This is a genomic window from Nocardia sp. NRRL S-836 (assembly GCF_001279525.1).
Lineage (GTDB): Bacteria > Actinomycetota > Actinomycetes > Mycobacteriales > Pseudonocardiaceae > Lentzea.
The window spans coordinates 1-23708 of sequence record NZ_LGDY01000116.1; the positions used below are offsets into that span (position 1 = coordinate 1).

Genomic DNA, 23708 nt, shown 5'->3' on the forward strand with positions numbered 1-23708 from the left:
GCAGGGAGGAGGGAGGGGTGGTTAGGGGCGGTCGCGGAAGGAGAGGGCGGCGGCTACGTGGTCGGGGGTTGGGTGGTCGGATTCGGCCAGGTCGGCGAGGGTCCAGGCCACGCGGAGGCAGCGGTCGGCGCCTCGGCCGGTCAGGGCGCCGGTGGAGAGGGCGCGGTCGAGGAGGGTGGTGACCTGGCGGGGGAGGGCGAACTCGCGGCGCAGGGCCGGGCCGGGGACGTCCGCGTTGGTTTGCCAGGGGTGGCCGTGGGAGGACCAGCGGGTGGCGGCTCGGGTGCGGGCGGCCAGGACGCGGGCTCGGACTGTGGCGGTGGGTTCGGGGGGGGAGGCGTCGGCGTTCGACATCGCGGTCATGGCGCGCATGCGGACGCGGAGGTCGACGCGGTCGAGGAGTGGGCCGGAGAGGCGGGACTGGTAGCGGCGGCGGGCGGCCGGGGTGCAGCAGCAGTCGATCTCCTTCGGCGGGGCGCAGGGGCAGGGGTTCGTGGCGAGCACCAGTTGGAAGCGGGCCGGGTAGCGGGCGGTGCCGTCGCGGCGGGCGATGCGGATCTCGCCGTCTTCCAGAGCGGTGCGCAGGGACTCGATGGCCTTCTGGCCCCACTCGCAGGCCTCGTCGAGGAAGAGGACGCCGCGGTGGGCGCGGGACGCGGCGCCGGGTTTGGCGAGGCCGCCGCCACCGCCGACGAGGGCGGCGATCGAGGTGGTGTGGTGCAGCGTCACGAACGGTGGGCTGGCGACCAGCGGTGCGGCGTTCGACAGGACGCCGGCGACGGAGTGGACGGCGGTGACGGCGAGCGCGTCCTGGCGGGTCAGGGGTGGCAGCAGGCCGGCGAGGCGTTCGGCGAGCATGGTCTTGCCGGTGCCGGGCGGGCCGGTCAGCAGCAGGTGGTGGGCGCCGGCGGCGGCGACCTCCAGGGCCCAGCGCGCCTCGGGCTGGCCCACGACGTCGGTCAGGTCGGGGACCTCCGGCGGCGGCGGGTCGGCCAGCTCGGGCACCGGGGTGAGTGCCGGGACCTCGCCGCGCAGCCAGGCCAGGACCTCGGCCAGCGTCCGGGCGCCGTGGACCTCGATGCCGTCGACCAGGGCGGCCTCCGGCAGCGAGTCGACCGGCACGACCGCGGCGCGCAGGCCGGCGCGGCGGGCGGCCAGCAGTGCGGGCAGGACGCCGCGGACCCGGCGGACACGGCCGTCGAGAGCCAGTTCGCCGAGCAGGACCGTGCCGCTCAGGCGGTCGGGCGGGACCGAGCCGGCGGCGGCCAGCGTCGCGCAGGCGATCGCCAGGTCGTAGCTGCTGCCGCCCTTCGGCACCGCCGCCGGGGACAGGCCCAGCACGATGCGCTGCTTGGGCCACTCCTCCTGCGTGTTGCGGACGGCGGCCTTCACCCGCTCCTTGGACTCGTGCAGCGCGGCGTCCGGCAGACCCAGCAGGTGGGTGCGCGGCTGGCCGACACCCACGTCGGCCTCGATCTCGACCGTCAGCCCGTCGACGCCGTACAGCGCGACCGACCACGCCTGCGCGAGGCCCACGTCAGGCCCCTCGCAGGTGCTGGACCTCCGGTTCGCCGCCCGGTGGCCAGAGCACCGAGATCAGGTCCACCCGCACCGGGCACCACCCGATCTGGTGCGCGCCGAGCCAGCGCAGCGCGGTGCGCCGCAGGCGGCTCAGCTTGCGTTCGTCGACGGCCTCGTCCGGTCGCCCCCAGGACGCCGCCGTGCGGGTCTTGACCTCGCAGACGACCAACTGGTCGCCCTCGACCGCCACGACGTCCAGCTCGCCGTCGCGACACGTCCAGTTCCTCGACAGGACCACCAGGCCCTGCTGCTCCAGATACCTGCACGCCAGGTCCTCGCCCCTGCGGGCCAGGTCCTGCTGCGGCCGCGTGCGGACCAGTACCGGTGCTTCCATCGCCTTCGCCTCCCTGCGGGTCGTTGGGTACGACCTTGCAGGGTGGGGCGCGGCGGGCGGTGCGGCCGAGGGCAATCTGTGGACAACTCAGCGGCTGTGGACAGGTCGGCCGTTGTGGATCTTGAAACGACGGATCTGTCGGTGGGGTGTGCTACGTGGGGAACGGCCCGCTTTCCGGCAAGCGGAGATCCGGCTTGTCCAGCTCCTCCACGTTCACGTCCTTGAACGTGATCACGCGGACGTTCTTCACGAACCTCGCCGGCCGGTACATGTCCCACACCCACGCGTCCGACATGCGCACTTCGAAGTACACCTCGCCGTCAGCGTTGCGGACCTGCACGTCCACCGAGTTGGCCAGGTAGAACCGCCGTTCGGTCTCCACGACGAACGAGAACTGGCTGACGATGTCGCGGTACTCCTTGTACAGCGACAACTCCATCTCGGTCTCGTACTTCTCGAGATCCTCTGCACTCATTACGCCTCCGCGCGGTTCATCTGCTCCGCGCCCTCCCTCGTCGCGAGCTCCCCGATGTCGTCCGGGGACGCCCCATTCTGGACCACGGCCGTCGCGGCCATGCTGCGCGCCACCCTGTGCGGCGCGGCGAGACCGTGCTTCAGCGCCGCGGTCGTCACATTCACGTACGACCAGCGGTGCTCCGCGCACGGTCCGTGCTCCATCAACGCAGCCGTGTGCTCCGCTGTGCAGTACCCCTTGTGCACGTTGAACCCGTACCGCGGGTAACGCTCGTGCAGATCCGCCATGATGCGGTCCCGCGTGACCTTGGCCAGCACCGATGCCGCCGCCACACACGCCGCCGCCTGGTCGCCCTTGAGCACCGCGACGCTCGGCGCGGGCATCCCCGGCACCTTGAACCCGTCGGTCAGCACGTACCCGGGATGCGTCGACAGCTGCGCCACGGCCCGCCGCATGCCCTCGATGTTCATGACGTGGATGCCCAGCTCGTCGATCTCGGCAGGCGACACCACGATGACGGAGTGATCGAGAGCACGCTTGCGCACCAGGTCGTACATCCGGTCACGGGCCGCCGCGGTCATCAGCTTCGAGTCGTTCAGCCCCTCGAACCGCGCCGAGTCACCCGGCCGCAGCACGCACGCGGCGATCACCAGCGGCCCGGCGCAGGACCCCCGTCCCGCCTCGTCGACACCGGCGACCGGTCCCAGGCCACGGCGTTCCAGCGAGCCCTGCAGCGCCCAGTTCCCCGACGAGCCACGCACGACCGCACGGGGCGGCATCAGCATCGTCATCGGCGGATTCGGTCCCGCAGTCGGCGTCCGAGCAACAGAAGCGGCCACGCGGCGACGATACCCACGCCCATCGGGACGGTGTCCTGCCATCCCGGCGCACCCATCGAGACCACCTGCGGGTTGTGGTCGGACACCCCGCCCCACCTCGACGGCGGCAGCACGATCACCCGCGCCTTGCCGATCACGTCGTCCACCGGGACCAGGCCGTTGAGGCCACCCTGCCCCTGGCAGCGGGAGTCGCACGAGTGGTTGCGGTTGTCGCCGAGCACGAACAGCTTGCCCTCGGGGATCTTGAGCTCCTCGAACGACTCCTGCACCGCCTCGGAGCCCTCGTCGTAGTGCTTGTACGGCTCGTCGAGCGGTTTGCCGTCCACCAGCACGCGGTTCTGGTCGTCGCAGCACTTCACCGTCTGGCCGCCGACGGCGATGACGCGCTTGACGAAGTCCTCCTCGTTGGCCGACGGCAGGCCGATGAGCGACCCCAGCCACGACAGCCCCTGCGAGATCGGGTTGCCCGGCTCCTCGGTCAGGAAGTCGTTCTGCCAGGCGGGCGGCCCGCGGAAGACGATCACGTCGCCCGGCGCCGGCTCGCGGAAGCGGTAGGTGACCTTGTCGACGAGCACCCGGTCGCCGTAGCAGTCGGTGCACCCGTGCAACGTCGCCTCCATCGACTCCGACGGAATCATGTAGACGCGGCCGAGGAAGACCTGGATGCCGATCGCGAGACCGAACGCGACCAGGATGAGAACCGGCAGTTCCTTCCAGAAGTTGCCCTTTTTCTTCTTCTTCGAAGGTTTATCCGAAGCGTCCGAAGTCGGCTCGTCGCTGGACGGGGTGTGCTCTGGATCGACGTCAACCACGAGATCAGCCTAGGGGCTGAGGGTTGTGGTCGGACACCACACTCCACCGTTCTTTCGGGAAAACGACGTACCGCGCCTTGCCGATGACGTTCTCGACGGGCACTGTGCCCGCTACGCCCCCGCCGCCCTGTTTGCGTGAATCAGTGGAGTTCATGCGGTTGTCGCCCATCACGAACAGCCGCCCTTCCGGCACCCGGATGGGCGCGAAGGGTTCGTGGTCCGCCGGCGAAGTGCCCGCCTGCCAGTGCACATAGGGCTCGTCGAGCGGTTTGCCGTCCACGACGACGCGGTGCTGCTCGTCGCAGCACTGCACCGTCTGCCCCGGCAACGCGATGACCCGCTTGACGAAGTCGCGTTCGTTCGCGGGCGCCAGACCGAACAACGAACCGACGTCGCGCACCGCACGCGCGACCGGGTTCGCCGACGGCGGCGTGCCGCGGGAGTCGTTGCTCCCCCACGCCTCCGGGCCGCGGAACACGATCACCTCGCCCGGTTCGACGTCGCTGAACCGGTAGGCGAGCTTGTCGACCAGCACGCGGTCGTTCTCGCAGCCCGTGCAGCCGTGCAACGTGCGTTCCATCGACGCCGAGGGGATCACGTAGACCCGCGCCACGAACGCCTGGATCAGCCCCGTCAGCACGACGGCCGTCACGACGACGTGGAGAACCTGCCTCCAGACAGGAGTACGCCCCCGCTCCGGTTCGTCCGGTGCGGAGGCGTCCTCGAAGTCTTCTGGGCTCGAAGCCACCGATCAGGAGACCGGCTTGGCCTCGCGCTTCTCCTTGATCTTGGCAGCCTTGCCGCGCAGCTCGCGCAGGTAGTACAGCTTGGCGCGCCGCACGTCACCGCGGGTCACGACCTCGATCTCGGCGATGTTCGGCGAGTGCACCGGGAAGGTGCGCTCGACGCCGACGCCGAAGGAGACCTTGCGGACGGTGAAGGTCTCACGGATGCCGCCACCCTGGCGACGGATCACGACGCCCTGGAAGACCTGGACGCGCTCGCGCTGGCCTTCGATGACGCGGACGTGGACCTTCAGCGTGTCACCCGCGCGAAACGCCGGGATGTCAGAGCGCAGCGACTGGGCGTCAAGTGCGTCCAGGATGTTCATCGGTGGTCCTCACGTGTGTCTGTGAACTCCCCAGAGCATGTTCCATGGCTGTGCACGACATGATGGGGGTCGGCTTGGTGCGCACGCCGATGTGACACCGGCTGCGGCAACTGGTCCAGTGTGCCAGACCAGGCACTCCGGAATGAAATCGGGCTACTCCCCGCCCTCGCGCAGGCGCGCGAGCAGGGCCCGGTCGTGCTTGTCGAACGCTTCTTCCGGCAACGCTTCCAGCAGGTCAGGACGCCGTTCGAAGGTCCTGACGAGCGATTGGTCACGCCGCCAGCGGTTGATCAGCCTGTGGTTGCCCGACCGCAGCACGTCCGGCACGGCAAGCTCGCGCCACACCTCGGGCCGCGTGTAGCTCGGGCCTTCCAGCAGGCCGTCCTGGAACGAGTCCTCCGCGTGCGACTTCGGGTTGCCGAGCACGCCGGGCAACAGTCGCGCGACCGCTTCCACGATGGCGAGCACGGCCACTTCGCCGCCCACGAGCACGTAGTCCCCGATGGACACCTCATCGACGCGCACGCGCCGTGCGGCGTCATCGACCACACGCTGGTCGATGCCCTCGTAACGGCCGCACGCGAACACGAGGTGCGATTCGCCCGCGTACTCGTGGGCGAGTGCCTGCGTGAACGGACGCCCGGCCGGCGTCGGCACGATGAGGCGCGTGGAGTCCGTGCACACGTCATCGAGCGCGTGGCCCCAGATGTCCGGCTTCATGACCATGCCGGGCCCACCGCCGTACGGGCTGTCGTCGACAGCCTTGTGCACGTCCTGGGTCCAGTCGCGCAGGTCGTGCACGCCGACGCTGATCAGGCCCCTGTCGATCGCCTTCCCGAGCAACGCGGCACGCAGCGGCGCCAGGTACTCCGGGAAGATCGTGACGACATCAACCTGCATCGAGCAGACCCTCTGGCGGGTCGATCACGACACGGCCGCCGCGCACGTCGACGGTCGGCACGATCTCGCTCACGAACGGGATGAGCGCCTCGCCCTTGTCCGTCAGCACGACCAGCAGCTCGCCGCCGGGACCGTGCAGGACCTCCTTGACCGTGCCGAGCTTCGTGCCGTCGACGAGCTCCGCCGCGAGCCCTTCGAGCTCGTGGTCGTAGAACTCGTCGGGGTCGTCGTTCGGCGGCAGGTCGTCGGTGCTGCCCAGCAGCAACGTGCCGCGCAACGCCTCGGCGACGTCGCGGGTGACGACCTCGGCGAAACGCACGAGCAGCCGCCCGGCATGAGGCCGGGCGGCTGACACGGTGAGGCTTCGGGACGTGCCGTCACGCAGCTTGGCCTGGAGCGTGGCTCCGAGCGCGAACCGCAGTTCGGGTGAATCAGTGCGCACGTCAACGGCGAGCTCGCCGGTGATCCCGTGCGCCTTGGCCACACGGCCGACAACGACGTCCATTTGCCCTTGAAGTTCGTTCAGCGGTCGGTGTCGACGACGTCGACCCGCACACCGCGACCGCCGATGCCGGCCATCACGGTGCGCAGAGCCGTCGCGGTGCGACCGCCGCGGCCGATCACCTTGCCGAGGTCGTCCGGGTGGACGTGGACCTCGAGGGTGCGGCCACGACGGGTCGTGACGAGGTTCACCCGGACGTCGTCCGGGTGGTCGACGATGCCGCGAACGAGGTGTTCGAGGGCGTCAGCCAACAAACTCACGCCTCGTCCTTGGGCGCCTCGGCGTCAGCCTTGGGGGCGTCGTCGGCCTTGCGGGCCTTCTTCGCCTTCGGCGTGGTGGCCTCGGTCATCGGCTCCTCGTTCGCGGCGGCCAGGGCGGCGGCGAACAGGTCGGCCTTCGAAGCCTTCGGCTCCTTGACCTTCAGGGTGCCCTCGGCGCCGGGCAGGCCCTTGAACTTCTGCCAGTCACCGGTGATCTCCAGCAGGCGCTGGACCGACTCGGTCGGCTGCGCGCCGACACCCAGCCAGTACTGCGCGCGCTCGGAGTCGACCGCGATGAACGACGGCTCTTCCTTGGGGTGGTACTTGCCGATCGTCTCGATGGCCTTGCCGTCGCGGCGGGTGCGCGCGTCGGCGACCACGATGCGGTAGTACGGCTGGCGGATCTTGCCGAGACGCTGAAGCTTGATCTTGACGGCCACTGGCCTGGTACTCCTTGAGCTCTGTGTTGGTGGTTCGCACAGCCGCAGCCCGGGCAGAGGGGCCGACCGCGGCGGACAGCGGTCAATTGTGCCAGATGGGAGCCGCCGAACCCGAATCGGGTCCGGTCACACGAACGCGGAGACCGTTCCGAGCGCTTCCCGGACCGCCTGCGCGTGGTGCACGGCGCCCGGCGTGTCGCCGTGCACGCACAACGACTCCGCCCGCGTTTTGAGCACCGTGCCGTCCACGGCGACGATCTCGCCGTCGAGCAGCCGCTTGGCCCGTTCCACGACCTGCTCGGTGTCGCTGAGCAGGGCGTTCGGCTCCGAGCGCGGGACGAGCGTGCCCTGCGGGGTGTAGCCGCGGTCGGCGAACGCCTCCCCCACCGCGCGCAGGCCGGCGGCCTCGGCCCTGGCCAGCAACCGGGAGCCGGGGAGGCCGAGGACCGGCAGGGCACCGAACGCCCTGGTGCCGTTGACCACGGCTTCGGCCTGCTTCTCGTGGTGCACGGTCGCGTTGTACAACGCGCCGTGCGGCTTCACGTAGCTCACCTGCGTGCCCGCTGCCCGTGCGCACGCGTCGAGCGCACCGATCTGGTAGAGCACCTCGTCGGCCAGTTCGACCGGGTCGGCGTCGATGAACCTGCGGCCGAAGCCCGCCAGGTCGCGGTAGGACACCTGGGCGCCGACGCGGACGCCGTTCGCGGCCGCCTGCTCGCACACCCTGCGCATGGTCGATGGGTCGCCCGCGTGGAACCCGCAGGCGACGTTCGCGCTGGTGATGACGCCGAGCAGGGCGGCGTCGTCGCCCAGCTGCCAGATGCCGAAGCCCTCGCCGAGGTCGCTGTTGAGGTCCATCAGAGGACACCGACCGAGAGCAGCAGCAGGGACAGACCGGGGAGGAAGTTGTTCATCACGTGCGCCACGATGCTCGCCCCGAGCCGGCGGGTGATCAGCCGGGCCACTCCGATCGGGATGGCGATGACGAGCAGCAGCCACGTGCGCTGCGGTTCGAGGTGGCTGACCGCGAAGATCACCGTGGTGAGCACGAACGCGGCCCAGCGGCTCCAGCCCTGGCGTTCGACGGCACCCCACAGCAGGCCGCGGAAGATGATCTCCTCGCAGATCGGGCCGATGAAGCTCATGTAGAGGAACATCGTGATCGCGGCGGCGAGCGGCAGGTTCGCCTGGCTGAAGAGCTCGGCGATGGCGCTGGTGGCGTTGCCCTCGCCGACGATCTTGGCCCAGACCGTGGCGGCGACGTAGGTCAGCACGAAGCCCACGAGGCCGATCTTCAGCCCGGTGGCGACGTCCTCCTTCGTCATGCTGAGCCGCAGGTCGACGACCGGGCCGTTGCCGCGCACGTAGGTGATCACCACGGCGAGGGTGGCGGCGAGCAGGATCGGCACCAGGGAGCCGATCAGCACCAGGGACGTCGAGTTCTCCAGGGTGGCACCGAAGCTGTTGCCGACCGCGGTGATGAAGACGGCCGACAGGATGAAGACGGCTTCGACCAGCAGGAACGCGCCGAAGCCCCAGCGCTGGCCGACCCGCTCCGGCTCCGGGTTGCGACTGATGTCGCGCACGCTCTGCAGGAAGCTGCGCTTGGTGGACCCCTGCTCGTTCACGCTCCGCAATTTAGTCACGCCGCGGCTGCCGGCGGCTGGACGACCGGGCAGGGCGTGATCTTCGGCGTTGCGCACGGCACTCTCATGATCGGCTCACCTCGCGATCGACGGCTGCTGAAGCACCGATGCGGTGTCGGTACCTCGCGATACGCTTGGAGTGGGGACCGCGATCCCCCTTGGGGGACGCTGGTTTCCCCGAATCCGAGGCTAGCGTGCTGCACCGACAGAAATCCGGCCAAGTGTCTGGCCAAAAGATGGTCAGATCGGGTCCGGCCGGATGTCTGCTTCTCACCTGTTCGGATCGGCGCGCGGGAGCTGCGACTAAACCTGCGGCACGGGCTCAGCGGCGCAACGGCGTCTCCTGCGCCATGTGCGAGAGCTTGGCCGGGTTGCGCACCGCGTACAGGCCGCTGATCAGGCCGTCGTCGATGCGCAGGGCGACCACGGTGTCCAGCTCGCCGCCGAACGTGAAGACCAGCGCCGGGTAGCCGTTGACCTGCGCGGGCTCCATGGCCCAGCCGGCCGTCCTGCCCAGGCCGCCGAGCAGCATGCGGGCGACCTTCGAGGCGCCGACGACCGGTCGTGGCACGGCCTGCTTCACGCCGCCGCCGTCGCCGAGGAAGACGACGTCGGGTGCCAGCAGGTCGAGCAGTCCCTGCAGGTCACCGGTCTCGGTGGCACGTTGGAAGGCGGCCAGCGCCGCGCGGGTGGCGGCCTGGGTGACGACCTCGCGAGGGCGGCGGGCGGCGACGTGGGACCGTGCGCGGTGGGCGATCTGGCGGACCGCGGCGGAGGTCTTGCCGACGGCCGCGGAGATCTCGTCGTAGTCGAGGCCGAAGACCTCGCGCAGGACGAAGACGGCGCGTTCGGTGGGGGTGAGGGTCTCCAGGACGAGCAGCATCGCCATCGAGACGCTGTCGGCCAGCTCGACGTCCTCGGCGACGTCAGGGGTGGTGAGCAGGGGTTCCGGCAGCCACGACCCGACGTAGGTCTCCTTGCGGCGGCCGAGGGTGCGCAACCGGCCGAGTGACTGGCGGGTGACGATGCGGACCAGGTAGGCGCGGTGGTTCTCCACGGTGCCGTGGTCGACGCCGGACCACTTCAGCCACGTCTCCTGCAGCACGTCCTCGGCGTCGGCGGCGGAGCCGAGCATCTCGTAGGCGATCGTGAAGAGCAGGTTGCGGTGGCTGACGAACGTGTCGGTCGCGGTGTCGGGCATCGGTCCCCCTTCGAACGGTCTCCCCACGAGACACCGGCGAGCGCCGCGCTGTGACAGTGGCACGGGTCACAACCTCGCGCTGTCACAGGGGCGGGAACGGCGGTGTCCTGTGGGCAATCGAGCAAGACCCACGAGGGAGGAAGACCATGGAACCCCGTTTCGACCTCTTCGCCACCGAGACCGGCGCCAAGCTCGCCAAGCGGTTCGCGGGCCTCGGCCAGGCGCTGCACCAGTCGCCGCTGCCGACGCTCACCGCCGAACTGGTCAGCCTGCGGGCGAGCCAGCTCAACGGCTGCGGCTTCTGCCTCGACATGCACGTCAAGGAGGCCGTCGCCGCCGGTGAGCACCCGCTGCGGCTGCACCTGGTGGCCGGGTGGCGCGAGACCACCGTGTTCACCGAGGCCGAGCAGGCCGCGCTGGCGTTCGCCGAGGAGGGCACGCTGCTCACCAGGGACGGTGTCAGCGACGAGACCTGGGAGAACGTGCGCAAGCACTACGACGACGAGCAGGTGGCCACGCTGGTGTGCCTGGTGGGGCTCATCAACGCTGCCAACCGGATGGCCGTCAGCACGCACCAGAAGGGCGGCTCGTACCAGGTCGGTGCGCTAGGCCGGGCTCAGTAGACCCGGCCCCTGAGCATGATCATGCGCGGCGACCGCAGGACGTCGAGGTTCGTGCGCGGGTCCTCGTCGTACACCACGATGTCCGCGGCCGCGCCCTCGACCAGCGACGGGAAGCCCAGCCACGCACGTGCGTGCCACGACGCGGCACCGATGGCGTCGGTGGCGCTCATGCCCACGCGGTGCAGCGCGGCGATCTCGTCGACGATGCGGCCGTGCTGGATGCCGCCACCGGCGTCGGTGCCCGCGTAGACGGGCACGCCCGCCTCGACCGCCTTCGACACCGTCGTGGCGACACGGGCGTGCAGGTCGCGCATGTGGTTCGCGTACACCGGGTACTTGCCGGCCTTGTCCGCGATGCCGGGGAACGTCTCGATGTTGATCAACGTCGGCACCAGCGCGGTGCCGCGGGCGGCCATCAGCGCGATCGTGTCGTCGGTGAGGCCCGTGCCGTGCTCGATGCAGTCGATGCCGGCGTTGATCAGGCCGGGCAACGCGTCCTCGCCGAACACGTGCGCCGTGACCTTGGCACCGGCGGCGTGCGCGACCTTCACGGCGGCTTCGAGCTCGTCGTCGGTCCACAGTGGAGCGAGGTCGCCCGCGCCGCGGTCGATCCAGTCGCCGACCAGCTTGACCCAGCCGTCGCCGATCGCCACCTGCTCGGCGACGGCGGCGGGCAGGTCGGACTCGATCTCCACGCCGATGTGCGGCAGATACCGCTTCGGCTTGGCGATGTGCCGGCCCGCGCGGATGATCCGTGGCAGGTCCAAGCGCTCCTGCAACGGCGTCGTGTCGATCGGCGAGCCGCAGTCGCGGATCAGCAACGTGCCCGTCGCGCGGTCCGTCAGCGCCTGTTCGACGGCCTCCGGCAGCTCGACGCCGCCCTGCGGGCCCAGGCCCACGTGGCAGTGCGCGTCGACCAGGCCGGGCACGAGGAACCCGCCGTCGACCACGGTCTGCGCGCCCGGCACGGGCTGGGTGCGCACACGGCCGTTGACCACCCACAGGTCTCGCGGTTCGCCGTCCGGCAGGACGACGCCGCGCAGGTGCATCGTCACTTCTTCTTGTCGTCCCCGTCGAACTTGAACTTCGACGGGTCGAAGCCGGGCGGGAGCTCGTTCAGGCTGCCGCTCAGGTCGGGCAGGCCACCGGGCGGCATGCCGGGCAGACCGCCCATGCCGGGCAGGCCACCCATGCCGGGCATCATCCCGGGGAAGCCGCCCTTGATCTTGGGGGGCGTCGGGCCGCGGCCCTTGCCCTTCTTCCCCTTCTTGCCCTTGCGGTTCTTGCTGCCGCCACCGCCGAAGCCCATCCGGCCGGCCATCGACGCCATCATCTTGCGGGCCTCGAAGAACCGGTTGACCAGGTCGTTGACGTCGCTGACCTTGACGCCGGACCCGTTCGCGATGCGCAGTCGGCGGGAGCCGTTGATGATCTTCGGGTCGTCCCGCTCCGCCGGGGTCATGCCGCGGATGATCGCCTGGATGCGGTCGAGGTGCTTCTCGTCCAGCATCCCCAGCTGGTCCTTCATCTGGGCGGCGCCGGGGAGCATGCCGAGCAGGTTCGCGATCGGGCCCATCTTGCGGATGGCGAGCATCTGCTCCAGGAAGTCCTCGAGCGTCAGCTGACCGGTGTGCAGCTTCTGGGCGGCCTTCTCGGCCTGCTCCTGGTCGAAGTGCTGCTCGGCCTGCTCGATCAGCGTGAGGACGTCACCCATGCCGAGGATGCGCGAGGCCATCCGGTCGGGGTGGAAGACGTCGAAGTCCTCGAGCTTCTCGCCGTTGGACGCGAAGAGGATCGGCTGGCCGGTGACCTCGCGGACCGACAGCGCCGCACCACCGCGGGCGTCACCGTCGAGCTTGGTGAGCACGACACCGGTGAAGCCGACGCCGTCGCGGAACGCCGTGGCCGTGTTGACCGCGTCCTGACCGACCATCGCGTCGACGACGAACAGGATCTCGTCCGGGTCGACCGCGGCCCGGATGTCGACGGCCTGCTTCATCATCTCCTCGTCGACACCCAGCCGGCCGGCCGTGTCGACGATGACGATGTCGTGCTGCCTGGCCTTGGCCTCCTCGATGCCGCGGCGCGACACCGAGACCGGGTCGCCGACGCCGTTGCCGGGCTCGGGGGCGAACACGGGCACGCCCGCGCGCTCACCGACCACCTGCAGCTGCGTGACCGCGTTCGGGCGCTGCAGGTCGGCGGCGACGAGCAGCGGCGTGTGCCCCTGGCCCTTCATCCACTTCGCGAGCTTGCCGGCGAGCGTGGTCTTACCGGCACCCTGCAGACCCGCCAGCATGATCACCGACGGCGGGTTCTTCGCGAGGTTGAGCCGGCGCGTCTCACCACCGAGGACGTTGACGAGCTCCTCGTTGACGATCTTCACGACCTGCTGTGCGGGGTTCAGCGCCTGGTGCACCTCCGCACCCTTGGCGCGTTCCTTCACCTTGGCGATGAAGCCGCGCACCACGGGCAGCGCGACGTCGGCCTCGAGCAAGGCGACCCTGATCTCGCGCGCGGTGGCGTCGATGTCGGCGTCGCTGAGCTTGCCCTTGCCGCGAAGGCCCTGGAGGACCGAGGTCAGCCGATCGGAAAGCGTGGAGAACACGCCACCCAGACTAGCTGGCCGCGCCGCCACCCGAGGGCAGGCTCCCCAACTGCGCCGATTGCTGCAGGATTGGGCGCATGGGGCGCATCTTCGTCAGCTACCACGGCCACGACGAAGGCGGCACGATCGCGCTCCACCTGCGTGAAGCACTCCGCACCGCCGGGTACGCGGACGTGCACGCCTACACCGCGCCCGGATCAGGCCCGACGGTGTCGTTGCCGTGGAAGGACAGCCTGCGGCGCGAGCTGCTCGGCGCGGAGGCGTTGGTCGTGGTCACGTCGCCCGGCTCCGCCTCCGAGTGGTGCGTCTGGGAGGTGTCGGTCTTCCGCGAACGCAAGCCCCACGCGCCGTGCGTCGAGTTCTTCAGCGGACCTCAGGGCCGCGTGCTCCTCAACGACCTCCAAGCACAGCGTGTCGACGCATCCGACCCGACGTCGCTGGCGGCCGCCGCGGACACCTTGCTCAGCACTCTCTCGCGGGCCGGCGTGGGTACGACGGCGGGCATCTCGTCCCCGTTCCCCGGCTTGAGGGCGTTCGACGAGCACCAGGCGTCGCTGTTCTTCGGCCGTGAAGATGACGTACGCCGCTTGGCCGACCCTCTGCTCGGACGACGTGCGTTCGGCGCGATGGCGGTCATCGGTCCGTCGGGTGCAGGGAAGTCCTCGCTCGTACGCGCGGGCTTGATCCCGTTGCTGCGGCGAGAGGGATGGACGGTCATCGGCCCGTTCACGCCTTCTCAGGACGAACTGCCTGCTTTCGACCGTCACGGACGCACGCTCGTCGTGCTCGACCAGGCCGAGGAGCTGCTGACCGGCGCGACCGACCGGCTGACGCCCAGGTCCGCTGAGCTGGTGCGCCGGCTCGTCGCGGCCAGCCGGGGCGAGGCCTGGGTCGTCCACACGGTGCGGGCCGACTTCCTGGACGAGCTCATGCGGCACGAGGAGTTCGACCCGCTGCTGCGCGACGACTTCCTGGTCACGCCCCTCACCAAGACGCACGTGCCGATGATCGTGAACGGTCCGTTGCGCGCGCTCGGCTGGAGCATCGACGACGACGCGCTGGGTCTCATCCAAGAGGACACCAGCCGCGACTCGTTGCCACTGCTGGCGTTCGCGCTGGAGAACCTGTGGCGGCACGTCAACCCGGACGGCCTGGCCGCGCCCCGCCCGATCACCCGTGCCGAGTACCAGGCGTCCGGCCGCGTGATGGACGTGCTGCGTCGCCAGGCCGACGAGGCCTTCGCCATGGCCCGTGACCTCGTTCGCGCCGACGACGGGTCGTGGCCACCGGTGCGGGAGGCCGAGCAGCGGGTGCTCCGGGTGCTGCGGCGGCTGGTGTCCGTGGACGAGACCGGAAAGTTCACCAGGACGGCCGCCGCGCTCTCCCCCGCCGATCGGCAGCTGCTCGGCCCGTTCATCACCAACCGGGTGCTGACCGCGACCCGCGAGGCGGTCGAGGTGGCGCACGAGAGCCTGTTCGTGCACTGGCCGCGGCTCACCGAGGCGCTGGAACGCGACCGGGCGGCGTTGCGCGCCCGGCAGGAGGTCGAGGACGTCGCCACGTGGTGGGCGAAGCACCCGGACCAGCTCATCGCACCATCCCGCCTCCCGTCGCTGCTGACCGCGCTGGGCGACGCCGACCTGTCCGCCGACGGGCGCCGACTCCTCGACCTGTCCCTGCAGCAGCGGCTCGACGAGGAGCTCCGCCGCGTCGACCGGCTCTCCCCCTCCGACACCCTGCCCGCACTGCTGAAGGACCTGGCGACCACGCTGAGGGCACCGGACCTGTCACGCTGGCGGCGCAGCCTCCTGAACGCCATGACCAAGTCGCCGGTGCTCCGCACGTGCGCCGGCCACACCGCCGCCGTCCTGGGCGTGGACTGGTCACCCGACGACGCGTTCCTGGTCAGCGGTTCCGCCGACGGCACGGTCCGGATCTGGGACGCCGGCACCGCCGAGTGCCGGCGGGTCCTCCCGCACGGTGGCGTGGTGAGAGCGGTCGCCTGGTCGCTACGCGGTCACGTGGTCGCCTCGGTCGGCGCCGACGCGACGCTGCGGTTCTGGTCGCCGGACACCGGCGAGCACCGGGTGGTGCCGCTGCCCGCCGAGCCGTGGTCGGTCCGCTTCGACGGCGCGGGGGACACCGTGGTCGTCGCCTGCGACGACGGCGCGCACCTGTGGCGGGTGGACGACGGCGAGGCGCTCGGCACGTTCCGGGCGCTCGACGCCGAAGGCCGTCCGTTGCGGATGTGGGACGCGGACCTCTCCCGTGACGGCACAACGGTCGTGGTGAGCGCGGACGACGGCCGGGTCATGACGTGCACGCTGGAGGACCTGCCGTGCACGCAGCCGTGGGAGGGACACACGGGCCCCGCCGCACACTCGGTCCGCCTGAACCCCGGCCACGAGGACGGGCAGCTCGTCCTGGCGAGCAGCGGTGACCACCGCGGGGTGCGGGTGTGGTCGCCCAGGGCAAGCGGCACGCTCAAGGGACATCACGACGCGGTGCGGCGGATCGCCTGGGCGCCGTCCGGAAGACGGCTCGCGTCCGCCTCGGCCGACGCCACCGTCCGCGTCTGGGACATGGTCACGGGCTTTCAGCAGCATGGTCACTCCGTCCGTCACACACGGGGTGTGCGTGACGTCGCCTGGTCGCACCACGGCGGCCGGATCGCCGGCGGTGGCGACGATGGCTTGCTCCTGGTGCACACCGCCGGGGCGGAGACCACGCTGTCCCTGGACCTCGAAGACCCGATCACGGCACTCGCGTGGCAACCGCGGGGCCGTTGGCTGACGATCGCGACCGAACGCGGCTGGTCCACCTGGTCGGCCCGTACGGAGGAAGGGGACGAGTCGCCCCAGGGCATGCTGCCGGATTGCTCGTCGCTGGGCTGGTCACCGGACGGACGCCGGCTGGCGATCGGTTCACGGCTCGGCAGCGTCACCGTCCTGGATGAGAACTACCGGCAGATCAAGGAGCTCACCACCGGCGAGCTCCCCGTGCACGACGCCCGGTGGTCGCCGGACGGGCAGGTGCTGGCGGTCGCCGTGGGCAGCTCGACCGCCGCGATCAAGCTCTACGACCGCGACCTGAACCGGCTCGATGCTCCACACTGGACCACATCTGCCGGAGAGGTGCGGTGCGTCGCCTGGCATCCACACCGGCAGGTGTTCGCCGCCTGCGGGAACGGCTTGACCCTGATCAACTCCCCGTCCGGCCCGGTCGGCCAGCACCCCACCGGGTCCCAGGTCAGCTCCGCCGCGTGGCACCCAGGCGGTGACGTGCTCGCCGTCGGCCTCGTCACGGGAACCGTCCTGGTCCTGCACGTGACCGACCCGCTGACGGCCCCGGTCGAACTGCGCGGTCAGCAACACCCGGTCACGGCCGTCGCCTGGTCGCCGGACGGCCGCAGCCTGCTCAGCACGTCCGCCGATCGCACCGGTCACGTGTGGGACCCGGCCACCGGCGCTCTGCGCACCACCCTGCTCGGCCACCGGAAACCGGTGACCGCGGGTCTCTGGGTGTCCGACGACGAGGTGGTCACCGGTTCGGAGGACGGCATGGTGCGCGTGTGGGACGTGTCCGACGGGTTCCGGCACCCGATGTCGGGCACGCCGGACAGCACCGGCCTCGACGACCTCATCACCGAGACGCGGCGCAGGATCAGACGACGTTGACGCGCAGGCCGCGGGTCGTACCGGCACGGGTCAGCACGGTGGCGCTGCGGAACCCGAACGGCACCCAGCCCGACTCGAACCGCTCGCGCATCTCCACGCCGCGGCGCACGTGCCGTTCGAACGCGTGGGTGCGCACGACGCGACGGCGGGCGATCTGGCCGTCCAGCGCCTCGGCCGCGGGCACGTCGAGCCAGAGGAAGTGGCGGGGGCGGCCGGAGAGCAGGCCGGCGAGCACCAGCATGAAACGGGTGCCGGGGCGGGTGGAGGGCTCGTGGACCACCAGCAGGCCGGCGGAGAAGAAGGCTGCCCGGAAGACGCGCAGGCGGTGGGTGAGGTGCACGAAGACGCGCCAGTACCGGTACGGCAGCCGGATGCGCGGTTCGAGGAACGTGCGGACCTGGTCGGAGTCGAGCACGGTGACCGGGTCGTCCGCGTCCAGGCGGCTGAGCAGCGTCGTCTTGCCCGCGCCGGGGATTCCGGCGAGGACGACGAGTGAGCGGCGCTGCACCCGGACGGCGGCGGTCTGCGTGTTCAACACGGCGGTCATGTCCTAGAAGACGTCTCGACCTTCCCTCTCGTTCAGTTTGGTCCGATTTATCACCGAATGCACAGGAATTCGTGGTGACCAGGAGCACGCCGTCACCACGTTTGAACCGGGGAACCGCGGCCGGAGCCGCCGGCGGTCCGGGTTGCACGGTGCCTCCCCCAGCCCCGTGAACCGCCTGCCGCCGGCCTGCCCCGGCCCGGTTACCTCGCCCGGAAAGTGTTCCACCCCTCGAAGAACGCTGTCCGGACGAGGTGAAGACTGCCCTGTTCCGGATCCGCGCAGGAGCGTGAGCACCCCGAGTGGTTGTGCGTAGAGATACTCATCCGCTACCTGGCCGCGTCGAGGACAGCGCGTTCGATGCGCCGCCGGTCCAGGCCGGAGCCGGCGATGCTGAACGAGTCGACGACCGTGGCGCCCAGCGTCGACACGCGTGCCCACCGCACGTCGACGCCGCACTGCTCCAACGCGCCCGCGACCCGGTGCAGCAGGCCGATCCGGTCCGCCGCGCGCAGCTCCAGCACCACCGCGCCGGACGCCTCGTCGTCGAACCACAGCACCTTCGCCGGGGGCGGGTCCAGCGGCGGGCCGCCGTAGTCGCGTTCCTTGGCGGCGAGCTTGTCGGCCAGCGGCAGCGAGCCCTCGATCGCCCTGGCCAGCTGTTCGCGCAGCAGCGCGGCGTCGGGCAGCGAGCCGAACCGCGGCGAGACCGTGAACGCGTCGACCGTCGCGCCGCCGTGGGAACGCAGGGTCGCCGCGTGGACCTCCAGCGAGTTCAACGCGAGCACGCCCGCGGCCTTCGACAGCATGCCGGGCCGGTCCGGCGCGAGCACCGTCACGACCGCGGCGTGGTCCTGCTTCTCCAGCAGCACGTCGGGTTTCCCCGACGCCGCAACGCGTTCGGCCATCACCACGTGCGCGGGGTCGAGCGGTTCCGGTTTGGGCAGCGCGTCACCCGCCATCGCCGTGCGGCAGCGTGCGACCAGGTCGGCCAGCAGTGCGGCCTTCCAGTCCGTCCACACGCCCGGCCCGGTCGCCAGGGAGTCCGCTTCCGCCAACGCGTGCAGCAGCTCCAGCAGCACCGCGTCGCCGCCCAGCGTCTCCACCACGCGGTGCACGGTCGCGGGGTCCTCGACGTCACGGCGGGTCGCGGTGTGCGGCAGCAGCAGGTGGTGGCGGACCAGCGCGGACAACGTCCCGACGTCCTGCGGCCACAGGCCCAGCCGCTCGCCGATCGCCGTGGCCAGCGCGGCGCCGACCTCGGAGTGGTCCTGCTGGCGGCCCTTGCCGATGTCGTGGATCAACGCGCCGAGCAGCAGCAGGTCCGGCCGTGACACCGTGGTCGCGAGCCGGGCGGCGTGCGCGACGGTCTGCACGAGGTGCCGGTCGACCGTCCACATGTGCGCGGCGTCGCGTGGCGGCAGGTCGCGCACGGCACCCCACTCGGGGAACAGCCGGCCCCACAAACCCGTGCGGTCCAACGCTTCCACGACGTCCACGAGCCCGTTGCCGCTGCCCAGCAACGCCAGCAGCTCCTCGCGGGCCTCGCGCGGCCACGGCTGGCGCAGCTCCGGCGCCGAGTCCGCGAGCCTGGCCAGGGTGCCGGCCGCGATCGGGTGCTTCGAGCGTGCCGCCGCCGTCGCGACACGCAACAACAACGCCGGATCACGGCTGGGAACCGCGTCACGGGCCAGGGAGACCTCTGACCCGTGCAGCACAACGCCTTCGTCCAACGGCCGGCGTGGCGGCTGGCCGCGCAGGAACGCCCCCAGCCCCCGTTTCGGCACCGCGGCCCTGGCGGTGCGCACGGCCACGTCGAACGCGTAGACGACCGTTCGTGCGGCGGAGGAGAGCGAACGGGCCAGAGCGAACCGGTCGGCCAGACCGAGCGCGGAGGCCACCTCGTCACCGTCCTGCGCCCGCAGCACATCGCGCGGTTTCCGCGCCACACGGCGAAGTTCGGTGCGCACGTCCAGCAGCAGCCTGCGTGCCTCGTCCACGTCCGCTGACGGCCGGTCGACCAGCTGGGCGACCGACAGGGCGTCCAGGATCGTGATGTCGCGCAGGCCGCCGCGACCGTGCTTCAGGTCGGGTTCCACGCGGTGCGCGATCTCGCCGCTGCGCGCCCACCGCTTCGTCGAGGACTCGGCGATCTCGTCCAGCCGGTTGCGCACGTTGCCGCGCCACGCCTGCCGGGCGCCCTCCGCGAGCTTGGCGGTGATCTCCTGGTCGCCGGCGATGTGCCGGATGTCCAGCAGCCCCAGCGCCGTCCGCAGGTCACCGGCGGCGACCCGCAGCGCCTCGCCGACCGTGCGGACGGAGTGGTCGAGGCCGATGCCGGAGTTCCACAGCGGGTACCAGAGCTTCTCGGCGACCTCGTCGATGTGCTTGACACCGCCGTGCACCAGCACCAGATCCAGGTCGGAGTAGGGCACGAGCTCACGCCGCCCCAGCCCGCCGACCGCCACCAGCGCGATACCCGGTCCGGATATCCCCGCTGCGCCCGCGTGTTTGGTGAGCCAGAACTCGTGCAGGTCCACGAGTGCCTCGCGCAGCGGTTCGGCGGCCAAGCGACGACGACCTGGCACGAGCAGCCGTTCGCGCGCTCGCACCAGGTCGTCAGCCGTGACGACGGTCGTTTCGTTGTTCTCCACGAACCGTCTCCTCAGTTGTTCTACAGCGCATCCGATCCGCGTTCGCCGGTGCGCACCCGCACCACGGCCTCGACCGGGGTGACCCAGACCTTGCCGTCGCCGATCTTGCCGGTGCGGGCGGCCTCGACCACCGCTTCCAGCACCTTGTCGACGGCGGTGTCGTCCACGACGACCTCGATCTTGATCTTGGGCACGAAGTCCACCGAGTACTCGGCACCGCGGTAGACCTCGGTGTGACCCTTCTGGCGGCCGTAGCCCTGGACCTCGCTGACGGTCATGCCCAGCACCCCGAGCTGTTCGAGGGCACCCTTCACGTCGTCCAGCGTGAACGGCTTGATGATCGCGGTGACCAGCTTCATGACTTGTTGCTCCCCTCGAGGACCGCGGTCGCACCCGCGGCCACGCTCGGCTTGCCGGTTCCCCGCGCACTGGTGAGGCTGCCGTACTCGTACGCGCGCTCAGCGTGCTCGGACTCGTCGATGCTCGCCACCTCGGCTTCCTCCGACGCGCGGAACCCGACGGTGAACTTCACCAGGTAGCCGAGGACGAGGCTGAGCACGAACGAGTAGCCCAGCACCGCGGCCGCACCGACGGCCTGCCGCCACAGCTGGTCGAAGCCACCGCCGTAGAACAGGCCGTTGACCTTGGCCGGGGCCGCCTCGCTGGCGAAGAGACCGATCAGGATCGTGCCGGACAGACCACCGACGAGGTGCACGCCGACGACGTCGAGCGAGTCGTCGAAGCCCAGCCGGTACTTCAGCGACACGGCCAGCGCGCACAGGACACCGGTAATCGCACCGACCGCGATGGCACCGATCGGGGTGACCGAGGAACAGGCGGGCGTGATGGCGACCAGACCGGCGATGATGCCCGACGCGGCACCGAGCGTGGTGGCCTTGCCGTCGCGGATGCGCTCGGTCAGCAGCCAGCCCAGCATGGCGGCGCAGGTCGCGACGAGCGTGTTGACGAACGTGACACCGGCCAGGCCGTTGGCGCCCAGCGCGGAGCCGGCGTTGAACCCGAACCAGCCGAACCACAGCAGACCGGCACCGAGCACGACCAGCGGCAGGCTGTGCGGCTTCATCGGCTCCTTCGGCCAGCCGACGCGCTTGCCGAGCACGATCGCGAGCGCGAGACCCGCGGCACCGGCGTTGATGTGCACCGCGGTGCCACCGGCGAAGTCGATCGCGAGCAGCTTGTTGGCGATCCAGCCGCCGGGGTCGACGACGTTGCCCGCCGCGTCCTTGCCGTCGAAGTCGAAGACCCAGTGCGCGACCGGGAAGTAGACGACGGTGGCCCACAGACCGGCGAACAGCAGCCACGGGCCGAACCGGGCGCGGTCGGCGATCGCACCGGAGATCAGCGCGACGGTGATGATCGCGAACATGGCCTGGAACGCCACGAACGCGGTGCTCGGGATCTTGCCCGCGAGCGAGTCGGCACCCAGCAGCCCGTCGAGGCCGAAGAACTCGAACGGCTTGCCCAGCAGGCCAGCGCCGACGTCCGCGCCGAATGCCGTCGAGTACCCGAACAGCACCCACAGGACACCGACCACGGCCATCGCGCCCAGGCTCATCATGATCATGTTGAGCACGCTCTTCGAACGGACCATGCCTCCGTAGAAGAAGGCGAGGCCCGGCGTCATCAGCAGCACCAAGGCGGCGCTGGTGAGCACCCAGGCGGTGTCCCCTGTATCCACTTCGACCTCCACTGCACGTCGGTTGCAGGGAGCATCGGGATGTCCTGTTTCTACGGCTCACGCGGAACGTTTCGCCGAGGTGAACTGTCGGGGCGAGCTTGTTACGTCCGCGTTTCACCGGGTTCACGGCCCCGATTCGGGCACCTCACCGCAGCGGGCCGGTCACGCGACGTCGCCAGGGGCTTCCTCCTTCCGGGAACGACCGCGCCCCCGGTGTCCTCGACACCGGGGGCGCGGTTCACGAACGGTGACGGCCTAGAACGGGCCCACCGTGACCTTCGGCTTGGCCGAGAGCACGGACTGCTCGGCCGGCGGCTCGACGGCGGCACACGTGGTGCCGCTGCGCGGCAGCTTCAGCGACAGCAGGTACTCGTTGTTGATCTTCAGCGTGCACTCGCTGCGGTCGTAGACGCCGTGGCCCCAGCCCTCGTAGGTGACGAAGACGGTGGTGTCACGGGTCTGCCGGTGCGCGTTGACGGCCCACTCGTAGACCGTCGCCGTGTCGTAGCGCGAGTTGGTGAGCAGGATCTTCGGCGCGTTCTTGATCTTCAGCGGCCGCTGCGGGTTGGTGGCCTGCGGGAACCCGACGCAGCCCATCATGGCGCCGTGGCCGATCGACGAGCCACGCGTGTTCGGCGCGACGCGCTTCTCCATGGCGTTGAGGGCCTGGTACTCGCCCCACGAGCCGACGCGCAGGTTGTAGTCGTTGCAGAAGATGCCCGCGAACGGGTTCTCGAACGTCTCACCCTCCGCGAACGCCTTGGCCGGCGCCGGGGTGCCGCCGACGAGCGTGGCGACCCAGTCGGCGAACTGCTTGAACGCCGGGCCGTAGCCCATGCCGACGACGTTGCCGCCGAGGTTCTCCGCGGTGATCTTGCGGCCGGTCTCGTCGACCAGCTCACCGCGGTCGGCCTTCGCCAGCAGGTCCTTCCAGATCTTGCGGAGGTCCTTGCCGTAGAACGGCGAGGACGGCGTGCGGTCGCTCCACTTGACCCACTCGTTGAACATGTCGTTCGCCCCACGTGCCTCGGTCTCGAGGAACTTCCACGTGCCGAGGCTGTGGTCCATGTTCGAGTCGATGATCATGGCGCGGATGTTCTTGCCGTACTGCGCCGCGTAGTGCTGACCCATGATCGTGCCGTAGGACACGCCGTAGTAGTTGATCTTCTTCTCGCCCAGCGCGCGCCGGATCGAGTCGATGTCGTTCGCCACGTCCCTGGTGGAGGCGTGGTCGAAGATCGGGCCGGACTGCTTGCGGCAGTCCGCGCGCAGCTCCTTGTTGAACGCGACCAGCGCGTCGAACTCCGCCTTGGTCGCCGGGTACTCCGACGGCTGCCGCCGCAACACGTCCGCGGAGCACTTGATCGGCTGGCTCCGCGCGACGCCACGCGGGTCGAACCCGATGACGTCGAACCTGTCCACGATCTCCTTGCTGAAGTACCGGTCGGCGCCGAACGAGAAGTCGACACCCGAACCGCCCGGACCACCGGGGTTGATCACCATCGCGCCGATGCGCTGGGACGGGTCGTTCGCCTTGCGGCGGGACACGGCCAGCTGGAACTTCTCGCCGTTCGGCTTGGCGTAGTCGATCGGCAGCGTGAGGAACCCGCAGTCGACCGTCGGCACCTTCTCGCACGGCTTCCAGTCGATCGCACCGACGGTGAACTCCGGCTGCCCCTGCTCCGCCGCGTTCGCGAGCGGAGCCATGCCCAGAACCAATGCAGAACTCGCGAGCGCGGCCCCGAGGACGCGCATCATCGGTTGCATGGAATTCCTCCCTAGATCCCCGATCTGGCGGGAGG

General features: G+C 70.4%; 23 protein-coding genes. 2 read left to right on the plus strand and 21 right to left on the minus strand.

The features are described 5' to 3' along the window. Positions 1–21: 21 nt before the first annotated feature. From ADL03_RS29570 to ADL03_RS29635, 14 genes are all read right to left on the minus strand, one after another. Positions 22–1536 carry a YifB family Mg chelatase-like AAA ATPase gene (locus ADL03_RS29570; protein ID WP_053736861.1) on the minus strand — a complete coding sequence of 505 codons (1515 nt, stop codon included), beginning with the start codon at positions 1534–1536 and terminating at the stop codon, positions 22–24. A 1-nt stretch (position 1537) separates the two neighbouring features. Beyond that, a complete protein-coding gene (locus tag ADL03_RS29575) occupies positions 1538–1915 on the minus strand; it encodes a YraN family protein (protein WP_053736862.1) in 378 nt (125 codons plus the stop codon). Positions 1916–2066: 151 nt separating this feature from the next. Then, a complete protein-coding gene (locus ADL03_RS29580) occupies positions 2067–2390 on the minus strand; it encodes a DUF2469 domain-containing protein (protein ID WP_030468024.1) in 324 nt (107 codons plus the stop codon). After that, a complete protein-coding gene (locus ADL03_RS29585) occupies positions 2390–3181 on the minus strand; it encodes a ribonuclease HII (RefSeq protein ID WP_053736863.1) in 792 nt (263 codons plus the stop codon). Before ADL03_RS29585 ends, ADL03_RS29580 begins: the two co-directional genes overlap by 1 nt. Beyond that, positions 3178–4041: a signal peptidase I gene (lepB, locus tag ADL03_RS29590; protein ID WP_053736864.1), complete on the minus strand. Its 864-nt coding sequence runs from the start codon at positions 4039–4041 to the stop codon at positions 3178–3180. Before lepB (ADL03_RS29590) ends, ADL03_RS29585 begins: the two co-directional genes overlap by 4 nt. Positions 4042–4045: 4 nt before the next feature. Next, a complete protein-coding gene (gene lepB, locus ADL03_RS29595) occupies positions 4046–4789 on the minus strand; it encodes a signal peptidase I (RefSeq protein WP_082373581.1) in 744 nt (247 codons plus the stop codon). A gap of 3 nt (positions 4790–4792) precedes the next feature. Beyond that, positions 4793–5152: a 50S ribosomal protein L19 gene (gene rplS / locus ADL03_RS29600; protein WP_053736866.1), complete on the minus strand. Its 360-nt coding sequence runs from the start codon at positions 5150–5152 to the stop codon at positions 4793–4795. A gap of 153 nt (positions 5153–5305) precedes the next feature. Next, positions 5306–6052, minus strand: a complete 747-nt coding sequence (gene trmD, locus ADL03_RS29605; protein ID WP_053736867.1) for a tRNA (guanosine(37)-N1)-methyltransferase TrmD — start codon at positions 6050–6052, stop codon at positions 5306–5308. Further along, positions 6042–6557, minus strand: a complete 516-nt coding sequence (rimM, locus tag ADL03_RS29610; RefSeq protein ID WP_053736868.1) for a ribosome maturation factor RimM — start codon at positions 6555–6557, stop codon at positions 6042–6044. The genes trmD and rimM overlap by 11 nt, the downstream gene beginning before the upstream one ends. Before the next feature lie 17 nt (positions 6558–6574). After that, a complete protein-coding gene (locus ADL03_RS29615) occupies positions 6575–6814 on the minus strand; it encodes an RNA-binding protein (RefSeq protein ID WP_030468017.1) in 240 nt (79 codons plus the stop codon). Then, the gene (gene rpsP / locus ADL03_RS29620; protein ID WP_053736869.1) at positions 6811–7254 is read right to left on the minus strand and encodes a 30S ribosomal protein S16; all 444 of its coding nucleotides are present in this window, start codon (positions 7252–7254) and stop codon (positions 6811–6813) included. Before rpsP ends, ADL03_RS29615 begins: the two co-directional genes overlap by 4 nt. A 126-nt stretch (positions 7255–7380) precedes the next feature. Further along, complete coding sequence (locus tag ADL03_RS29625) at positions 7381–8112, minus strand: LamB/YcsF family protein (RefSeq protein ID WP_053736870.1); 732 nt, start codon at positions 8110–8112, stop codon at positions 7381–7383. Further along, complete coding sequence (locus tag ADL03_RS29630) at positions 8112–8882, minus strand: type II CAAX endopeptidase family protein (protein ID WP_082373582.1); 771 nt, start codon at positions 8880–8882, stop codon at positions 8112–8114. The genes ADL03_RS29625 and ADL03_RS29630 overlap by 1 nt, the downstream gene beginning before the upstream one ends. A gap of 340 nt (positions 8883–9222) precedes the next feature. Then, positions 9223–10101 (minus strand): RNA polymerase sigma-70 factor, encoded by an 879-nt coding sequence (locus tag ADL03_RS29635; protein ID WP_063798745.1) that lies wholly within the window; start codon positions 10099–10101, stop codon positions 9223–9225. Between the two features lie 146 nt (positions 10102–10247). Between ADL03_RS29635 and ADL03_RS29640 the strand changes: the two genes are divergently transcribed. Then, positions 10248–10724: a carboxymuconolactone decarboxylase family protein gene (locus tag ADL03_RS29640; RefSeq protein ID WP_053736872.1), complete on the plus strand. Its 477-nt coding sequence runs from the start codon at positions 10248–10250 to the stop codon at positions 10722–10724. Here the strand turns inward: ADL03_RS29640 and ADL03_RS29645 are convergent. After that, a complete protein-coding gene (locus ADL03_RS29645; protein WP_231642413.1) occupies positions 10718–11779 on the minus strand; it encodes an amidohydrolase family protein in 1062 nt (353 codons plus the stop codon). The genes ADL03_RS29640 and ADL03_RS29645 overlap by 7 nt on opposite strands. Next, positions 11776–13332: a signal recognition particle protein gene (gene ffh / locus ADL03_RS29650; RefSeq protein WP_053736873.1), complete on the minus strand. Its 1557-nt coding sequence runs from the start codon at positions 13330–13332 to the stop codon at positions 11776–11778. Before ffh ends, ADL03_RS29645 begins: the two co-directional genes overlap by 4 nt. Positions 13333–13409: 77 nt before the next feature. Between ffh and ADL03_RS29655 the strand changes: the two genes are divergently transcribed. Further along, positions 13410–17009 (plus strand): hypothetical protein, encoded by a 3600-nt coding sequence (locus ADL03_RS29655; RefSeq protein WP_053736874.1) that lies wholly within the window; start codon positions 13410–13412, stop codon positions 17007–17009. On the opposite strand, the gene ADL03_RS29660 is transcribed toward ADL03_RS29655, so the two are convergent. From ADL03_RS29660 to ADL03_RS29680, 5 genes are all read right to left on the minus strand, one after another. Next, positions 16996–17556, minus strand: a complete 561-nt coding sequence (locus ADL03_RS29660) for an AAA family ATPase (RefSeq protein ID WP_053736875.1) — start codon at positions 17554–17556, stop codon at positions 16996–16998. The genes ADL03_RS29655 and ADL03_RS29660 overlap by 14 nt on opposite strands. 326 nt (positions 17557–17882) lie before the next feature. Continuing rightward, complete coding sequence (locus tag ADL03_RS29665) at positions 17883–20207, minus strand: [protein-PII] uridylyltransferase (protein ID WP_053736876.1); 2325 nt, start codon at positions 20205–20207, stop codon at positions 17883–17885. Between the two features lie 20 nt (positions 20208–20227). Continuing rightward, positions 20228–20566, minus strand: coding sequence for a P-II family nitrogen regulator (locus ADL03_RS29670; protein ID WP_053736877.1), 339 nt, complete (start codon positions 20564–20566; stop codon positions 20228–20230). After that, on the minus strand, positions 20563–21906 hold the full coding sequence (locus tag ADL03_RS29675) for an ammonium transporter (RefSeq protein ID WP_053736981.1): 1344 nt from the start codon (positions 21904–21906) through the stop codon (positions 20563–20565). Before ADL03_RS29675 ends, ADL03_RS29670 begins: the two co-directional genes overlap by 4 nt. A 255-nt stretch (positions 21907–22161) precedes the next feature. Then, entirely contained in the window at positions 22162–23673 is a 1512-nt protein-coding gene (locus ADL03_RS29680) for an alpha/beta fold hydrolase (protein ID WP_053736878.1), read from the minus strand. Between the last annotated feature and the right edge of the window lie 35 nt (positions 23674–23708).